The sequence below is a fragment of the Variovorax sp. 01N425 genome, assembly GCF_056399465.1.
In genome coordinates, this window is sequence record NZ_JBFTRJ010000004.1 from 320,067 (window position 1) to 333,784 (window position 13,718).

12 protein-coding genes are annotated in these 13,718 nt (G+C 67.6%); 1 reads left to right on the plus strand and 11 read right to left on the minus strand.

The window, feature by feature from the left end; all coding sequences use genetic code 11:
* Window positions 1-11 precede the first annotated feature (11 nt).
* Window positions 12-761, plus strand: a complete 750-nt coding sequence (locus AC1DSC_RS09350; protein ID WP_436287847.1) for a transporter substrate-binding domain-containing protein — start codon at window positions 12-14, stop codon at window positions 759-761.
* A 201-nt stretch (window positions 762-962) separates the two neighbouring features.
* Here AC1DSC_RS09350 and AC1DSC_RS09355 read toward each other — a convergent pair whose 3' ends face one another.
* From AC1DSC_RS09355 to AC1DSC_RS09405, 11 genes are all read right to left on the minus strand, one after another.
* On the minus strand, window positions 963-1,373 hold the full coding sequence (locus AC1DSC_RS09355; protein WP_436287848.1) for a hypothetical protein: 411 nt from the start codon (window positions 1,371-1,373) through the stop codon (window positions 963-965).
* Window positions 1,374-1,390: 17 nt separating this feature from the next.
* Window positions 1,391-3,616 (minus strand): M1 family metallopeptidase, encoded by a 2,226-nt coding sequence (locus tag AC1DSC_RS09360; protein WP_436287849.1) that lies wholly within the window; start codon window positions 3,614-3,616, stop codon window positions 1,391-1,393.
* 646 nt (window positions 3,617-4,262) lie between these two features.
* Window positions 4,263-5,576 carry an MFS transporter gene (locus AC1DSC_RS09365; protein ID WP_436287850.1) on the minus strand — a complete coding sequence of 438 codons (1,314 nt, stop codon included), beginning with the start codon at window positions 5,574-5,576 and terminating at the stop codon, window positions 4,263-4,265.
* Window positions 5,577-5,619: 43 nt separating this feature from the next.
* Complete coding sequence (locus AC1DSC_RS09370; protein WP_436287851.1) at window positions 5,620-6,726, minus strand: porin; 1,107 nt, start codon at window positions 6,724-6,726, stop codon at window positions 5,620-5,622.
* 36 nt (window positions 6,727-6,762) lie between these two features.
* Entirely contained in the window at window positions 6,763-7,731 is a 969-nt protein-coding gene (locus tag AC1DSC_RS09375) for a PDR/VanB family oxidoreductase (protein ID WP_012748257.1), read from the minus strand.
* A gap of 18 nt (window positions 7,732-7,749) precedes the next feature.
* A complete protein-coding gene (locus tag AC1DSC_RS09380) occupies window positions 7,750-8,793 on the minus strand; it encodes a Rieske 2Fe-2S domain-containing protein (protein ID WP_436287852.1) in 1,044 nt (347 codons plus the stop codon).
* A 13-nt stretch (window positions 8,794-8,806) separates the two neighbouring features.
* Window positions 8,807-9,028: a recombinase-like helix-turn-helix domain-containing protein gene (locus tag AC1DSC_RS09385; RefSeq protein ID WP_012748259.1), complete on the minus strand. Its 222-nt coding sequence runs from the start codon at window positions 9,026-9,028 to the stop codon at window positions 8,807-8,809.
* A 31-nt stretch (window positions 9,029-9,059) separates the two neighbouring features.
* Window positions 9,060-10,223 (minus strand): FAD-dependent monooxygenase, encoded by a 1,164-nt coding sequence (locus AC1DSC_RS09390; RefSeq protein ID WP_436287853.1) that lies wholly within the window; start codon window positions 10,221-10,223, stop codon window positions 9,060-9,062.
* Window positions 10,224-10,252: 29 nt separating this feature from the next.
* The gene (locus AC1DSC_RS09395; protein WP_436287854.1) at window positions 10,253-11,251 is read right to left on the minus strand and encodes a Bug family tripartite tricarboxylate transporter substrate binding protein; all 999 of its coding nucleotides are present in this window, start codon (window positions 11,249-11,251) and stop codon (window positions 10,253-10,255) included.
* 17 nt (window positions 11,252-11,268) lie between these two features.
* Window positions 11,269-12,240: a VOC family protein gene (locus AC1DSC_RS09400; protein WP_012748262.1), complete on the minus strand. Its 972-nt coding sequence runs from the start codon at window positions 12,238-12,240 to the stop codon at window positions 11,269-11,271.
* On the minus strand, window positions 12,237-13,715 hold the full coding sequence (locus tag AC1DSC_RS09405) for an aldehyde dehydrogenase (RefSeq protein WP_012748263.1): 1,479 nt from the start codon (window positions 13,713-13,715) through the stop codon (window positions 12,237-12,239). Before AC1DSC_RS09405 ends, AC1DSC_RS09400 begins: the two co-directional genes overlap by 4 nt.
* Between the last annotated feature and the right edge of the window lie 3 nt (window positions 13,716-13,718).

Sequence of the window (13,718 nt, forward strand, 5' to 3'; positions counted from 1 at the left end):
CGATGCACGCCATGAACCCATCTGTTGCCCCTGCCCTTGTCTCCGCCTTCGCGCCCGGCGGCACGCTGCGCGCATCGATCAACCTCGGCAACCCGATCCTCGCGAACAAGGACGCGGCCACCGGCGAACCGGTGGGCGTATCGATCGATCTCGCGCGCGAGTTCGCGCGGCGGCTCGGCGTGGGCATCGAGCTGGTGGTGTTCGAGAAGGCGGCGGCCTCGGTCGACGCGGTGAAGAACGAGAAGGCCGACATCGGCTTCTTCGCGATCGACCCGGCGCGCAGCGAAGGGCTGCTGTTCACCGCGCCTTATGTGCTGATCGAAGGCAGCTACCTCGTGCGCGAGCCATCAGCGCTCACGGACAACGCGCAGGTCGATGCCAGGGGCCACCGCATCTCGGTCGGCGCGGGCAGCGCCTACGACCTGTTCCTCACGCGCGAGATCGAGCAGGCCGAGATCGTCCGGCTCCAGGGCGCGGCCGCCGCATTGGCGGCGCTGCGTTCAGGCGCGGTCGAGGTGGCCGCCGGCATTCGCCAGCTGCTCGAAGCCGAGGCGCGGCGCGAGCCGGGTGTGCGCGTGCTGCCTGGCCGCTTCATGGTGATCCAGCAGGCCATGGGCACGCCCGCGAGCCGCGGTGCCGAGGCGCAGGCGCTGCTGTCTTCCTTTGTCGAGGAGATGAAGGCGAGTGGCTTTGTTGCCGATGCACTCCAACGTCATCGCATTGAAGGTGCGATCGTGGCGCCGGCTTCAACTGGCCCTTAGTTCTCGGCGCTGTTTTTCAACGCGCGTGCACAGGCCACCGGGTACTCCCCTCCGCGAATGTCCCCCGGGGCTACGCCCCTCCTCCTTGATTTCGCTGCGGGGAGCACCCGATGCCCTGTGCACCGGGGCACGCTGCTGGTGTATCGCTGATCAACCAGTGCCCTGATCACGCTCCCCGCGCCCCTCAACGCAGGCGCCGCATCACAGCTTGTACGCCTCCACCGGCCCCTGCGAATAGAACAGGAAGTAGCCGGTCTCCGTCTTGAAGCTGTTCTTCTGCCACCCCGGCGGCACCTTGAAGATCGCGAGCTGGTCGCTCGACACGCCGACGAACTCCGTGTTCCCGGTGTCGGTGGTGATCCGGTTCCAGCGTTCGCGCGTCACCGGCTGCATCTGCATCTTCGGCTCGCTCCACTCGGGGGTGCGTACCTTGTCTCGCATGATGTAGCGGCCGCCCTGGCGCTCGATCTTGACCAGCTCGCGCAGCGCGCCGTTCGTCTTCACGGCGTAGACGCCGACCAGCTGCGCCTCCGGCTCGGCGTGCTGGCCGCAGCCAACCAACAGCAGCAGCGACGACAGGCCGGCCGCAACACAGTTGAGTGTGTTCATCATGATCGTGCGGCCTCGACTCAGCGCTTCTGGTTCTCGCGCAGCTTCAGGCTGCCCTGGTAGCGCAGCGCGTGCGGATAGTCTTCCTTGCCGCCCGCGTCCTGCGCCACCATCTTCTGCTGGCTTGCCTCGGTCTTTGCGAGCAGCGTCGTCGGCAGGTTGAGAACGCCCTTGATCTGGTCGTACTGCCCCTGCGTGATGCGCCCCACCGACAGCAGGCGGAACGCGTCCCGCTCGATGTTCAGCAGGAGCGGCTTGTTGTCGGCAAAGTTCTGCGCCTTGGCCAGCAGGTCGCTCCACGACTGCGTGCTGTAGTTGCTCACGTAGTAGTCCTGCCCCGTGGGCCCGGCCAGCACCGCGGTGCAGCCCGGGAGCTCCAGCTGCGTGGTGCTGGTGGCCATGACGAAGGTCTTGCGCTGCTCCATCGCGTCGCCGTAGGCCAGCGTCACGGGAATGGTCCAGGTCGAGGCCGGATAGGCGTTCTGGTTGGGGAACGACTCCTGGCTGATCGACACGAAGGTGCGGTCGCCCGCGCATTGCGCGTCCACCGTCAGCAGCGGCACGCCGGTCTGGCGGATGAAGCTGTCGCCGATGCCCGCCACCTTCTTGCCGCCGCTCGCCTTCTCCAGCGAGGTCCACAGCCGCGACGGCGTCGCGTTGCCGAAGGCATAGTCCTTCAGGTAGATCTGCAGGCCCTTCTGCATCGCCTCCTCGCCGATGTAGTTCTGCACCGTCTCCAGCACGTGGCTGCCCTTGTTGTAGACGAAGATCGACGGGCTGATGAAGCCGAACGAGCCCGCATCGTTGAGGTTGCGCTGCACCGGCACCGCCGTGTCCTTCAGGTCGGCCACGATCACGGTGTGCTTGTCGAGCACATAGTCGGAGAAGCTGTAGTAGTCGGGGTGGAATTTGATCGTGGTGCGGCGGTCGAACCAGCGTGCGAACGATTCGTTGAGCCACACGTTGTCCCACCAGTCGAGCGTGACAAGGTCGCCGAACCACTGGTGCGCAATCTCATGCGTCACCACCGTCACCGAATACAGCGTGGGCGTTTCGCCCGGCTTGGTCAGCACGCGGTCGGCAAACTCGAAGATCGAACCCCAGTTCTCCATGCCGCCGAAGCCTGTGTTGGGCTTGTTGTCGTAGCTGTCGTTGGCCGCCACGGTGTCGAACTTCTTGAACGGCAGTGGAATGCCGGTGTAGTTGTAGTAGTAGTCCATCGCCACCTTGGTCCACTCCATCGCAAAGTTGGCCCAGGTGGAGCGGCCCGGCGGCGTGAACCAGCGCAGCGGCATCTCGCTGCCGTCGAGCGGGCTCTTGAAGGTGTCCGACAGAACATCGAACTTGCCGCCGCCGAAGAACGCGAGGTACATCGGCATCGACGGGGTCTTCTCGAACGACACCTGCTGGTAGCCGTCGGGCAGCTTGACGGCCGACTTCTGCGCGGCGTTCGACACGGTCTGCCAGTCGCCCGGCACCTCGGCGGAGATCTCGAAGCTGTGGCGGAAGGCCGGCTCGTCCCAGCCCGGGAACCACTGCCGCGCATAGTTGGTTTCGCCCTGCGTCACGATCGCATCGCTGCTCACGCCCTCGGGCGTGGAAAGGCCCACCTTGAAGACGCCGGTCGCAGCCGAGCAGAACGGATTGCGGGCCATCTCCTCGGGCGGGCAATATTCCGCATCGGAGAACTGGATCTTGCCGTCCCACTCCATGTGCAGCAGGTACTTGCCCTTGGCGATCTGCCCGTCGTTGCGCCGCAGTTGCACAAAGTCGCCCAGCGTCTGCGGCGTGGGCACCAGCGCGATCACCTCCGAAGGATTCGACAGCTTGCGCAAGGTGGTGCGGCCGTTCGCAAACTTGAGGTTGTGCGCGGCAACCACGATGGCATCCACCGGCTTGAGCACCTCGATCTCCACGTCGCCGCGCCCCACGAAGGTCTTCAGCGCCGCATCGGGCCTGAACCACAGCTTGTAGTTGATGGGCCAGACGGTGTCGGGCAGCTCCATCGGCTTCACCGAGCGGTCGACCGCGGCCACGGCCGATTCCTGCGACGAAGGCGCACCGTCCTCGGGTGCCTTGCTCGAATCCTGCGCGCCGCTTGCGAGCGTCGACGACGCGCCAAGGCCGGCGCCGCCAAGCGATGCGCCGCCGCCGCCGTCTCCGCCACCGCCGCACGCCGTCAAGGCGGCAAGCATCACGGCGGAGAGGGCCAGGTGGTGAACGACGGGTGTATTCAGTTTTTTCATGATCGCCTCTGGGTACTCTGGGTAAGGAACATGCGCAGCACTGCGAACGCCAGCGGATAGCCGGCGCTGCACATGGCACGCGGGATGAGATGAAAAGCCAATCGCGGAAAACGGCGGGCGGCACAGCGCCCTCCCGCCGAACACCGGGTTCGTCAGGAACGCACGCTCAGGCCGGATCGCACCGCTCGGGCTTCGGCGGTCCCAGGATGCGCGGAGTGACCGGAGCCATTTCCGTCAAGGCGCGGTGATGGAAGACGTGCGGGCGCGGATGGCGGCGCGTGGGAGCGGGCTCAGTGCCCGTGCATCGATGCGACGCTCTGCCGCGTCGAAGGAAGAACGGCCGGCGCCGAAGCGGCAGCGGCAGGCCTGCAAGCGGCTCTTGTCTTTGTTTTCACGCGCATTCCCTCGTCCGTTGAAGTGCGCACAGTTGTAGCTGATCGAATCTGGCAGCTCAACGACCCGCGGAACTTTTCTCTCTCAAAATGTTCGCGCGCCATAAGTCGAATGGCGTCATGGCCCGCGCTGCGGGCCATGCGATACGAAGATGGTTCTGCGCCCGCAGCATCGGCTCGCGTGGTCCCCAGGCACAGGGCCCGTTCGCTGTGACGCAGCAGCCACAGTACGAAGGTTCCAGCGAGCGCCGCCGCTACGAAAGCTGTGAACCAGAGACCGCAGTCATGCGCTGCGCGCGTTCGCGCCACCACAGCAGCAGTCCGCAGGCGAACACCACCGCCTGCGTGCCGATGAGCAGCGCAAAGCCCGCGAAGAAGCCCGCCGCCGAGGAAGCCGCGGTCACGGCCGCACCCGCGCCGCCGCCATGCGACACCGCGCTGATCACGCCGCCCATCAGCGCCGGCATGAAGGCTGCCACCAGGCTGCCTGCGCCGTTCGTCACGCCGAAGGCGCTGGCCGTGTGCTCGGGCCGCGAGCAATGCTGCACCGTGCTCGGAATGGCCGGGCTCTGCAGGCCCCAGAAGAAATTGGCCGCCACCAGGCAGCATGCGGCCGCATACGGATCGCGTGCGTTGATGGCCATGAGCACCGACAGCGCCACGCCCGCGCTCGCGCCCATGAAGATGAACGGCACGCGGTCGCGCCCGAGCTTGTCGATCAGCACGCCGCCCACGAACACCGCAAGCACCGTGGCGTACTGCGGCGCCGACGCGATCCAGCCCATCTCGCGCAGCGAGAAGCCGCGCGCCTCGCGCAGGTAGGTCGGCAGCCAGTTGCTGCTGCCCCAGAGATAGGCCAGCGCCGCCGAAGTGAGCAGCGTGATGATGAACAGGTTGCGCGTGTGCAGCGCACCCCGCACGATGCCGCCGACGCGCGCCATCGCCTCGCCAACGGAAGACGGCCTGGTCCCGTCTTCATGCCCCGCCGGCATGCGCACGAAGGCCAGCACCAGCGGAATGCCCAGTGCAATGTTGAGCACTCCCAGCACATGGAAGGAGCTGTCCCACGCAAAGCGCGTGAGCAGGTAGCCCACCAGCGGATAGCCCACCGCCAGCCCGAGCCCCGTGCCCATGTTCACGAGCGCGTTGGGCTTGCCGTTCTCGTCGCTCCTGAAGTGCGCCTTGATGTAGGACGACGCGAGCGAGAACAGCGGTCCTTCCGACACGCCCAGCAGCACGCGCGAGGCCAGCAGCAGGCCGTAGCTGTCGAACAGGGGCGAGGCCCAGGTCACCACGCCCCACAAGATGAGGCCGTAGACCAGGCTGCGGCGCACGCCGAACAAGGCCGAGCAGAACGGCGTGAGCACGAAGGCCGACACGCCGTAGCCCAGCATGAAGGCCGTGGCCAAAAAGCCCTGGCTCACGCGGTCGGAAGCGGCAATGCCCGCGTGGCTGAGGAACGCGGCGTCGGTGATCAGCACCGCGATGTTGATGCGGTCCACGTAGGAGATCGCGACGATCACGAACAGCGTGGCGACGCCGTACCAACGAAAGTTTTTGCTGTGCATGGCCCGGCCTTTTTTGCGTGGATGGTGCTGGCGCGCCCTGCGCCTAGAACATGTGCCGCATGCCCAGCTCGATGCCGCTGGACGAGCGGCCCGGCATGGTGATGGCACCCGCCAGCGCCTGCGCGGCGCCGTTCCTGTTGCTGATGCGCGCGAGCGTGCCGTACAGCGCGCTGCGCCTGGACAGGTTGTGCACGTAGCCGATGGCCAGTTTCGACGAGGTGGGCTCGCGCACCGCGTTCGCGGGTTCCAGCTTGTAGCGTGCATACGAGGCCTTGATCTCGCCCGCCCCGATCGGCAGGTGGAAGCCGACGAGCACGCCCTTGGCATCGGTGCTGCCCTTCGATTCCTTGTACAGCTCGCTCGTGAGCTTGAGGTTCATGAGCGAAGGGCCGAAGCTGTAGGCCGCGCCCAGGTTGGTCACGCGCAGGTCGCCGCTCGCATAGCGCGTGCGGCCGGTGGCAATGGCCACGTGCAGGCCGCCGCTCTGGTAGCCGAAGCGCGCGCCGGTGTGTTCGCCGTCGTGCTTGCTCGGCACCCTGGTGCCCGGCAGCAGCGCGTTCGAGTCGTTCTCGCCCATCGCATACATCACCTGCCCGTAGAAGCCGCCGAGGTTCGCGGGCAGGAAGTAGCCGATGCTGTTCGAGGCGCGCGTGCCGGTCGGTGCGACCAGGCCGCCCAGGCCCGAGAAATAGATCTGGTTGGCGCCGATGCCGCCGCCCGTGCCGAAGGGATCGAAGATGGCCGTGTTCCAGAACGCCGGCACGTAGTCGCGGCCCAGGCGCACTTCGCCGAACGGGCCCGCGAGGCTCACCGTCGAGCGGCGGTTGAAGCTCAGCACGCCCGCCGGGCCGTTGCCGCTGGCTTGGTTGTTCGAGTTCGACGGAAAGCCCGTGCCGCTGTCGTTCCGCAGGCCCATCTCCATCCAGAAGTTGGCCGAGTACCCGCCGCCCAGGTCTTCCGTGCCGCGAAAGCCGAGGCGGCTGAACATGTTGCCGCTGTTGGTCAGCTGCGTCTTGTGGGCCGATCCGTCGCCGCTGCCGCGCGTGTAGGTGACGGCCGCATCGACCACGCCGAACAGCGTGACGGAAGATTGGGCCAGCGCTCCGCCAGCCGCGCTGGCCGCAGCCAGCGTGATCAAGTATTTTTTCATTGGATTTTCGGGTTGGTTTTTCTCTGGCCGGCGGCCTCAGATGTCGAGCACCAGCCGCTCGCCCTTGCAGCGAGAGACGCAGATCATCATGGTCTTGTTGGACGCGCGTTCGATCTTGGTGAGGATGCCGTCGTGGTGGTCGATCTCGCCTTCGAGCACCGCGGTTTCGCAGGCGCCGCAGACGCCTTCCTTGCAGCTGTGGTCGGGGTTCAGGCCGGCATCGATCAGGCTGTCGAGGATCGACTTGCCGGGCGGCACCTCGACGCTCCTTCCGCTCTTGGCGCACTCGACCACGCAGCTTTGCGTGGCGCTCGGCGCCTCCACATGCACCGCGGCAAAGCGCTCGATGTGGGCATGGGCATAGCCCAGCGTCTCGCAGCTCTTCTCGAAGGCATCGAGCATCGGCGTGGGGCCGCAGCAGTAGTAGTGGCTGGCGGCACCCTTGCCGGCCAGCAGCGCGGCCAGGTCGGGCGGCGCGCCCTTCTCTTCGTCGAAATGCCAGGTGACCGGCACCGCATGCTCGCGCGCCAGCGCCTCGATCGCATCGCAGAAGGCGGCCTCCTTGCGGGTGCGCGCGCAGTAGACCAGTTCCACCGGCCTGCCCAGGGCCGCGAGCCGCTGCAGCATGCACCAGATGGGCGTCACGCCGATGCCGCCGGCCACCAGCACCGAATGGTCCGCGCCCTCTTCGAGCTTGAAGTTGTTGCGCGGCACCGAGATCGGCAGCGTCATGCCCACGCGCAATTGCTGGTGCACATAGCGCGAGCCGCCGCGGCTCTTGCGGTCGTTGAGCACGCCGACCACGTAGCGCTGGCGGTCGCTCGCCGGATTGCACAGCGAGTAGCTGCGCACCAGCCCGTTGGGCAGGTGCAGGTCGATGTGGGAGCCGGCCTCGAAGGCGGGAAACTCCGTCTCGGGCGAAGCCGGCCGGAACTCGACGCTGACGATGCCGTCGGCCTCGTAGCGCATCGTGTGCACCAGGGCGTTCAGCGTGGGGGAAGACATGGCAAGGCTTTCTATGGATCAGGCCGCGGCCGCGGCAGCTTCTGCGAGCTGTGCTTGCGCGAGATTGCGCATGTGGCGGCGCAGCCGCACGATGCCCAGGTCGTGCTGGTAGAGGTTCTCGTGCTGGTTGGCGTCGGGCTCCATCTCTTCGAGCATCACGCGGTCCTGCTCGAGCACGTGCCAGTGGCGCGCCTCGAGGCGGTTCTTGTAGAGGAAGCGCCAGGTGTCGCGCTCCCAGCCCCGCGGCAGCTTGCGCACGCGCCAGAAGAAGGTGGCCGTCATGCCCTTCACGATCGGCGAGAAGGCGCCGATGATGATGAAGTTGCCGCCGGGGCCGCCGGTCTTCGGATACGGAATTTCCAGGCGCATCCAGTGGATGCCGGTGTCGGCCCATTCGGTCCAGTCGAAGTTGACGTTGCGCTGGCCTTCCTTCTCGAACACGAAGCCGGTGTCGGTCTGGCGGATGCCGAACTTGGCCGTCGAATCGCCCTCGGCCATCGAATGCGACTGCTTGTGCAGGTAGGTGCCGTGCATCGGGTCCATCACGTTGTCGAGCACGTAGCGGTAGTCGCCCTTCCACTCGGTGTAGCAAAGGAAGCTCGAATACTCGGCGTCGTCCGTGAGCTGCTCGGGCAGCACGAGCGGCGGTGGCACGTCGACCGATTCCTTCCCGTTGTAGAGGAACACCGCGCCCGCGCGTTCCTGCACATGGAAGTGCCGCGTGGCCTGCGAGCCTTCGAGCTTGCAGCCCGGGCTGCCGGGCACGCGCGTGACGACGCCGTCATGGCGCACTTCCACGCCGTGGTAGGGGCACGAGAGCCGGTCGCCCAGCACCACGCCCTGCGACAGCGGCGCGCCGCGGTGCGGGCAGCGGTCTTCCAGCGCGTGCAGCACGCCTTCGCCGTCGCGCCACAGCGCGATCTTGCGGCCCAGGCGGCGCAGCGAGACGGGGTTCTCCTTGATGAAGTGCGAGGGGCAGATCGGATACCAGAGATCCTTCAGGCCGATCTCGAGCAAATGGTCGACCGGGTCTGCGGCAACGGGGGTGATGGCGATGGTCATGGTGTGATGCTCCTCAGGCGGCCAGCGTGGCCATTTCCTTGCGGTACAGCGCCTCGGTCCAGGGCTGGCCGCCGGGGGTGGCCAGGCCGCTGTCGTTCAGGCGCTGCACGAGGCCGGGCAGGTCGTGGATGCCGTCGGCAAAGGCGCGCTCGATCACGTCGCCCAGCAGGTCTTCATAGGTGGTCGCGGGGCGCTGGCGCGCCTGGTGCGGTTGCAGGTAGCGGTCTTGTTGCATGGTTGCCTCCGTGGGGTGAGGTGGATGTGGATCAGGCGGTGGCAGTGGCGCCGGCGGGGGCGCCCAACGGCACGGCCCAGGCGTCGTAGCCATAGACCCAGTCGGCATTGCCGCCTTCGCGCAGCCAGTTGTTGCCGCGCGAGCCAAGCTGCACCTGGCTGGCGCGCTCGATGCGCGCGGTCTGGTAGGCCTGCAGCGCAGAGGGCATATCGGCCATGGCAACGCCTTCGAGGTGGCGCGACAGCACCACGGCGTCTTCGATCGCCATGCCCGCACCCTGCGCCATGAAGGGCAGCATCGGGTGCGCGGCATCACCGAGCAGGGCCATGCGGCCTGCGGCCCAGGCCGGCATCGGGTCGCGCTCGTACAGCGCGGTCTTCAGCACCGTGTCGCAGGCATCGAGCAAGGCGCGCGCCTCGGGGTGGTAGGCCACGTACTGCTCGCGCAGTTCGTCGACGCTGCCGGGCGCGGTCCAGGATTCGAGGTGCCAGGTGTCCTGCGGCGTGGTCGCGAAGATGAAGATGTCCCTGCCGCGGTTGAGCGGGAACGTGACGATCTGGCTCTGCGGATTCGGGCCCCACCACTTGGTGAAGGCACCGAGGTTGGGCACGCCCGCCACGCGCTCGGCGGGCACCACGGCGCGGTAGGCGACGATGCCGGTGAAGCGCGGGCTCTCGGCGCCGAACATCGCGGTGCGCACGCACGAGTGGATGCCGTCGGCGCCGAGCAGCGCGCCGACGCGGGCGCCGGTGCCGTCGCTGAACGAGAGGCTCACGCCCTTCTCGTCCGCCGCGATGGTCTCCGCGCGCTTGCCCAGCGCCACGCACTCGGCCGGGAACATGTCGGCCAGCGCAGCCAGCAGATCGGCGCGGTGGATGGTGAGCTGCGGCGCACCGTAGCGCTGCTCGGCCGAATCGGCCATCTCCAGGCGCGAGGTTTCCTCGCCAGTGTCGTAGGTGCGGCTGATGCGGTGCGAAGGCCGGGCCGCCGTGACCCGCGCGGCCTCGCCCACGCCGAGGCCGTCCAGCGCACGCACCGCATTGGGCGTGAGGTTGATGTCCGCACCGACGCGGGCGAACTGCTTCGCCTGCTCGAACACGGCCACGTCGTGCCCGGCGCGGCGCAGCGCGATGGCCGCCACCAGGCCGCCGATGCCCGCGCCGACGATGCCGATGGTGGATTCGCTTGTCTTCATGGGTGTCTCCCCTTTTTGTTGTTCGCGGCTCACTCGGCCACGATGTTGCGGGCCTTGATGATCCTGGCCCACACGGCTGTTTCTTCGCGGATGTGCGCGGCAAACGCGGCCGGCTTCATCGCTGCATCCGTCATGCCTTGCGCTTTCAGGCGCTCGCGCACGTCGGGCTGCGCCAGCATCTCCGCGGCGTCTTTCGCGAGCTGCTCGACCACGGCGGGCGGCGTGCCCTTGGGCGCCAGCAGGCCATACCACGAGGTCACGGCCACGCCCTGGATGCCCTGCTCCGCCAGCGTCGGAATGTCGGGCGCGGCGGGGCTGCGCGCGGCCTCGGTCACGCCCAGCGCCACCAGCTTGCCGTTCTTGATGAAGGGCATGGTCGCGGGCAGGTTGCTGAACATCAGCGGCACCGCGCCGCCGAGCACGTCGTTGAGCGCGGGCGCGGTGCCCTTGTAGGGTACGTGCAGCATCTCGATGCCGGCCTGCTGCTTGAACAGCTCGCCCGCCAGGTGCAGGCCGCTGCCCACGCCGGGCGAGGCGTACGAGAGCGAATCGGGCTTGGCCTTGGCCCGCGCCACGAGATCCTTCGCGCTCTTGATGTCCGACGAGGGCGAGGCCACCAGCACGTTGGGCGCCTTGGCCAGCATGGTGACGGGCACGAAGTCCTTCTCGATGTCGAACGGGAAGTTCGGCATCAAGGTGGGGTTGATCGTGAGGTTGCCCGCGGGCACCACGAGCAGCGTGTGGCCGTCGCCCTTGGCGCGCTTGACCTTGTCGATGCCGATGTTGCCGGCCGCGCCGACCAGGTTCTCGACCACCGCGGCCTGGCCGTAGCGCTTGGCGAGCCCGTCCGACAGCACGCGCGCCAGCGTGTCGACCGGACCGCCGGGCGGGAACGGCGAGACGATGGTGAAGCGCTCGCTCGAGAGCTGCTTCTGCACCTCGCCCTGCGCCTGCGCCTGCGCGGGCGAAGCGATGGCAAAGGCCGACAGCGCGGCGAACACAAGGGAAAGGGAAAGGCGTCGTTGCATGGTGGTGGTTGTGGGATTCACTTTTTCTCCGTGAGGAAGGCGCCCTTCGGCCCTTCAGCGTTCTTCTGGCGGCGGGTGTTGCCGTCGAGGCCGCCGTCGACCGCCCATTCGGCGAACACCGTAGGCCCCGGCTCGAACTCGCGCGGCTGCCAGTCGGCCGTGAGCTGGTCTTCGTCCGCGTAGTACTCGATCAAGCCGCCGGCCGGATTCTTGAAGTACCAGAAGTAGGCCGACGACACCGGATGCCGCCCCGGGCCCAGCTGCGTTTCCCAGCCGCGGCGCGAAAAGTGCAGGCCGCCGCCGAACACCTCGTGGATGTCGCGCACGGTGAAGGCCACGTGGTTGAGTCCGCGCTTGCCCGAAGGGATCTGCAGCAGGAACAGGTCGTGGTGGCCGCCCTCCGGCGCGCAGCGCATGAAGGCGCCGCGCTTCGGATAGCTGTCGGACGAAATGAAGCCGAAGCGCTGCGCGTAGAACGCGCTGGTGGCCGCCACGTCGCTCACGAAGAACACCACGTGGCCGACCTCGATCGGCGTCGCGCGTTCGTAGACCGGTGCGGGCTGGTTGACGCGCGGCTTGGCATTCCAGGTGTTCATCGCGCCGCAGTCGACTTCGACCGCATGCTTGCGGCTGACCTGCAGCCGCACGGCCAGGCCGTTGGGATCGATGCAGCCGATGCGGCGCGCGCCGTCGACCGTGCCATCGAAGAAGGCCGGGTCCCTTGCGATGGCGGCGGCGTAGCGATCGAGGTCCGCCTCGCTTTCGACGCCCCACACCACTTCGCGCAGCGTCGGGCCCTCTTCCATCGCGCTCGGCAGGCCCGCCTTGTCCAACGCCGCGACGACCACCTTGCAGCCGTTGAGGCATTCGAAGACGAGTTCGTCGGCCGCTTCCGACTTGAGCGCCAAGCCCCAGTCTTCGAAGAAACGGCGGCAGGTGGGCAGGTCGTCCGCCCCGTAGGTGATCTGGTCGATGCCAAGTACGCTCATGTCAGTGCCCAGGGCAGAGGTTGTTCGTTGGTGCCCCAGTACATGCTCTTTTGCTCCATGTACTGGAAGATGCCTTCGCGGCCTTTCTCGCGGCCGAGGCCGCTGTCGCGCCAGCCGCCGAAGGGGGTGGAGACCGAGAACTGCTTGTAGGTGTTGACCCAGACGGTGCCGGCCTGCACTGCGCGGCCGAGCTTCCAGGCGCGCTTGAAGTCGCGGCTCCAGACGCCCGCGGCCAGCGCGTAGACGCTGTCGTTGGCCTGCGCGATCAGCGACTCCTCGCCGTCGAAGGGCATCGCGACCAGGACCGGGCCGAAGATCTCTTCCTGGCTGATGCGTGCGCTGTTGTCCAGGCCCTCGATGATGGTCGGCCGGTAGAAGTAGCCCTTGTCGTAGTCGCCGCCATGGGGCCGCACGCCGCCGGTGCGGATGCGCCCGCCTTCGGACACGCCCAGCTCCACATAGCGCTCGATGCCCTCGCGGTGCCTGGCGGTGATGAGCGGGCCCATCTGCGTGCGCTCCGAAGCCGGGTCGCCCACGCGCAAGGCATTGGCGCCTTCGGCCAGCCGCGTGAGGAACTCGTCGTAGATGCCGCGTGCCACAAAGAGGCGCGAGCCCGCGATGCACGATTCGCCCGACGAGCTGAAGATGCCGTAGAGCACGCCGCTCACCGCATGGTCGAGGTCCGCATCGTCGAGCACCATGGTGGGCGACTTGCCGCCCAGCTCCAGCGACACCGGCATCATCTTGTCGGCCGCGATGTGCGCGATGTGCTTGCCGGTGGTGGTGCCGCCCGTGAACGACACGCGCTTGACCAGCGGATGCTTCGTGATCGCATCGCCGATGACCGAGCCCTTGCCTGGCAGCACGCTGACGATGCCCTTGGGCACGCCGGCCTGCTCGCAGATGCGCGCGAGCTCCAGCGCCATCAGCGGCGTGACCTCGGCGGGCTTCACGACCACCGCATTGCCGGCCGCCAGCGCCGGCGCGAGCTTCTGCGCTTCGCTCGCGATCGGCGAGTTCCACGGCGTGATCGCGGCGACGACGCCCATGGGCTCGTGCAGGCTCATCGTGATGAAGGCGCCGCGCGAAGGCGTGATGGTTTCTTCGAGCGTTTCGAGCGCAGCCGCGAAGAACTGGAAGGTGCCCGCGGCGCTGGCCACGAGGTTGCGCGTTTCGTTGATCGGCTTGCCGTTGTCCAGGCGCTGCTTCTGCGCAAGGCTTTCGCTCTCTTCGCGGATCAGCTGCGCCACGCGGTGCAGTACCGCGGCGCGCTCGTGCGGCAGGCGCTGGGCCCAGCCGCTGTTGCGGAACGCGTGGTCGGCGCGCGTGATGGCCTCCTCGACATCGGCCAGGCTCGCGGCCCTGAGGCGCGCGATCGGCTCGCCCGTGGCGGGATAGAGGCTCTCGTACACGTCGCCGCCGCCCAGGCGCCATTCGCCGGCAACGCAGATCGGAAGAAGTTCGGAAGAAATCATGGT

Bases quoted from the DNA above. Each gene is read 5' to 3' on its own strand.
- AC1DSC_RS09385 (WP_012748259.1), bottom strand. From the start codon at position 9,028: ATGCAACAAGACCGCTACCTGCAACCGCACCAGGCGCGCCAGCGCCCC.
- AC1DSC_RS09350 (WP_436287847.1), top strand. From the start codon at position 12: ATGAACCCATCTGTTGCCCCTGCCCTTGTCTCCGCCTTCGCGCCCGGC.
- AC1DSC_RS09370 (WP_436287851.1), bottom strand. From the start codon at position 6,726: ATGAAAAAATACTTGATCACGCTGGCTGCGGCCAGCGCGGCTGGCGGA.
- AC1DSC_RS09380 (WP_436287852.1), bottom strand. From the start codon at position 8,793: ATGACCATCGCCATCACCCCCGTTGCCGCAGACCCGGTCGACCATTTG.
- AC1DSC_RS09355 (WP_436287848.1), bottom strand. From the start codon at position 1,373: ATGATGAACACACTCAACTGTGTTGCGGCCGGCCTGTCGTCGCTGCTG.
- AC1DSC_RS09365 (WP_436287850.1), bottom strand. From the start codon at position 5,576: ATGCACAGCAAAAACTTTCGTTGGTACGGCGTCGCCACGCTGTTCGTG.
- AC1DSC_RS09405 (WP_012748263.1), bottom strand. From the start codon at position 13,715: ATGATTTCTTCCGAACTTCTTCCGATCTGCGTTGCCGGCGAATGGCGC.
- AC1DSC_RS09375 (WP_012748257.1), bottom strand. From the start codon at position 7,731: ATGTCTTCCCCCACGCTGAACGCCCTGGTGCACACGATGCGCTACGAG.
- AC1DSC_RS09360 (WP_436287849.1), bottom strand. From the start codon at position 3,616: ATGAAAAAACTGAATACACCCGTCGTTCACCACCTGGCCCTCTCCGCC.
- AC1DSC_RS09390 (WP_436287853.1), bottom strand. From the start codon at position 10,223: ATGAAGACAAGCGAATCCACCATCGGCATCGTCGGCGCGGGCATCGGC.
- AC1DSC_RS09395 (WP_436287854.1), bottom strand. From the start codon at position 11,251: ATGCAACGACGCCTTTCCCTTTCCCTTGTGTTCGCCGCGCTGTCGGCC.
- AC1DSC_RS09400 (WP_012748262.1), bottom strand. From the start codon at position 12,240: ATGAGCGTACTTGGCATCGACCAGATCACCTACGGGGCGGACGACCTG.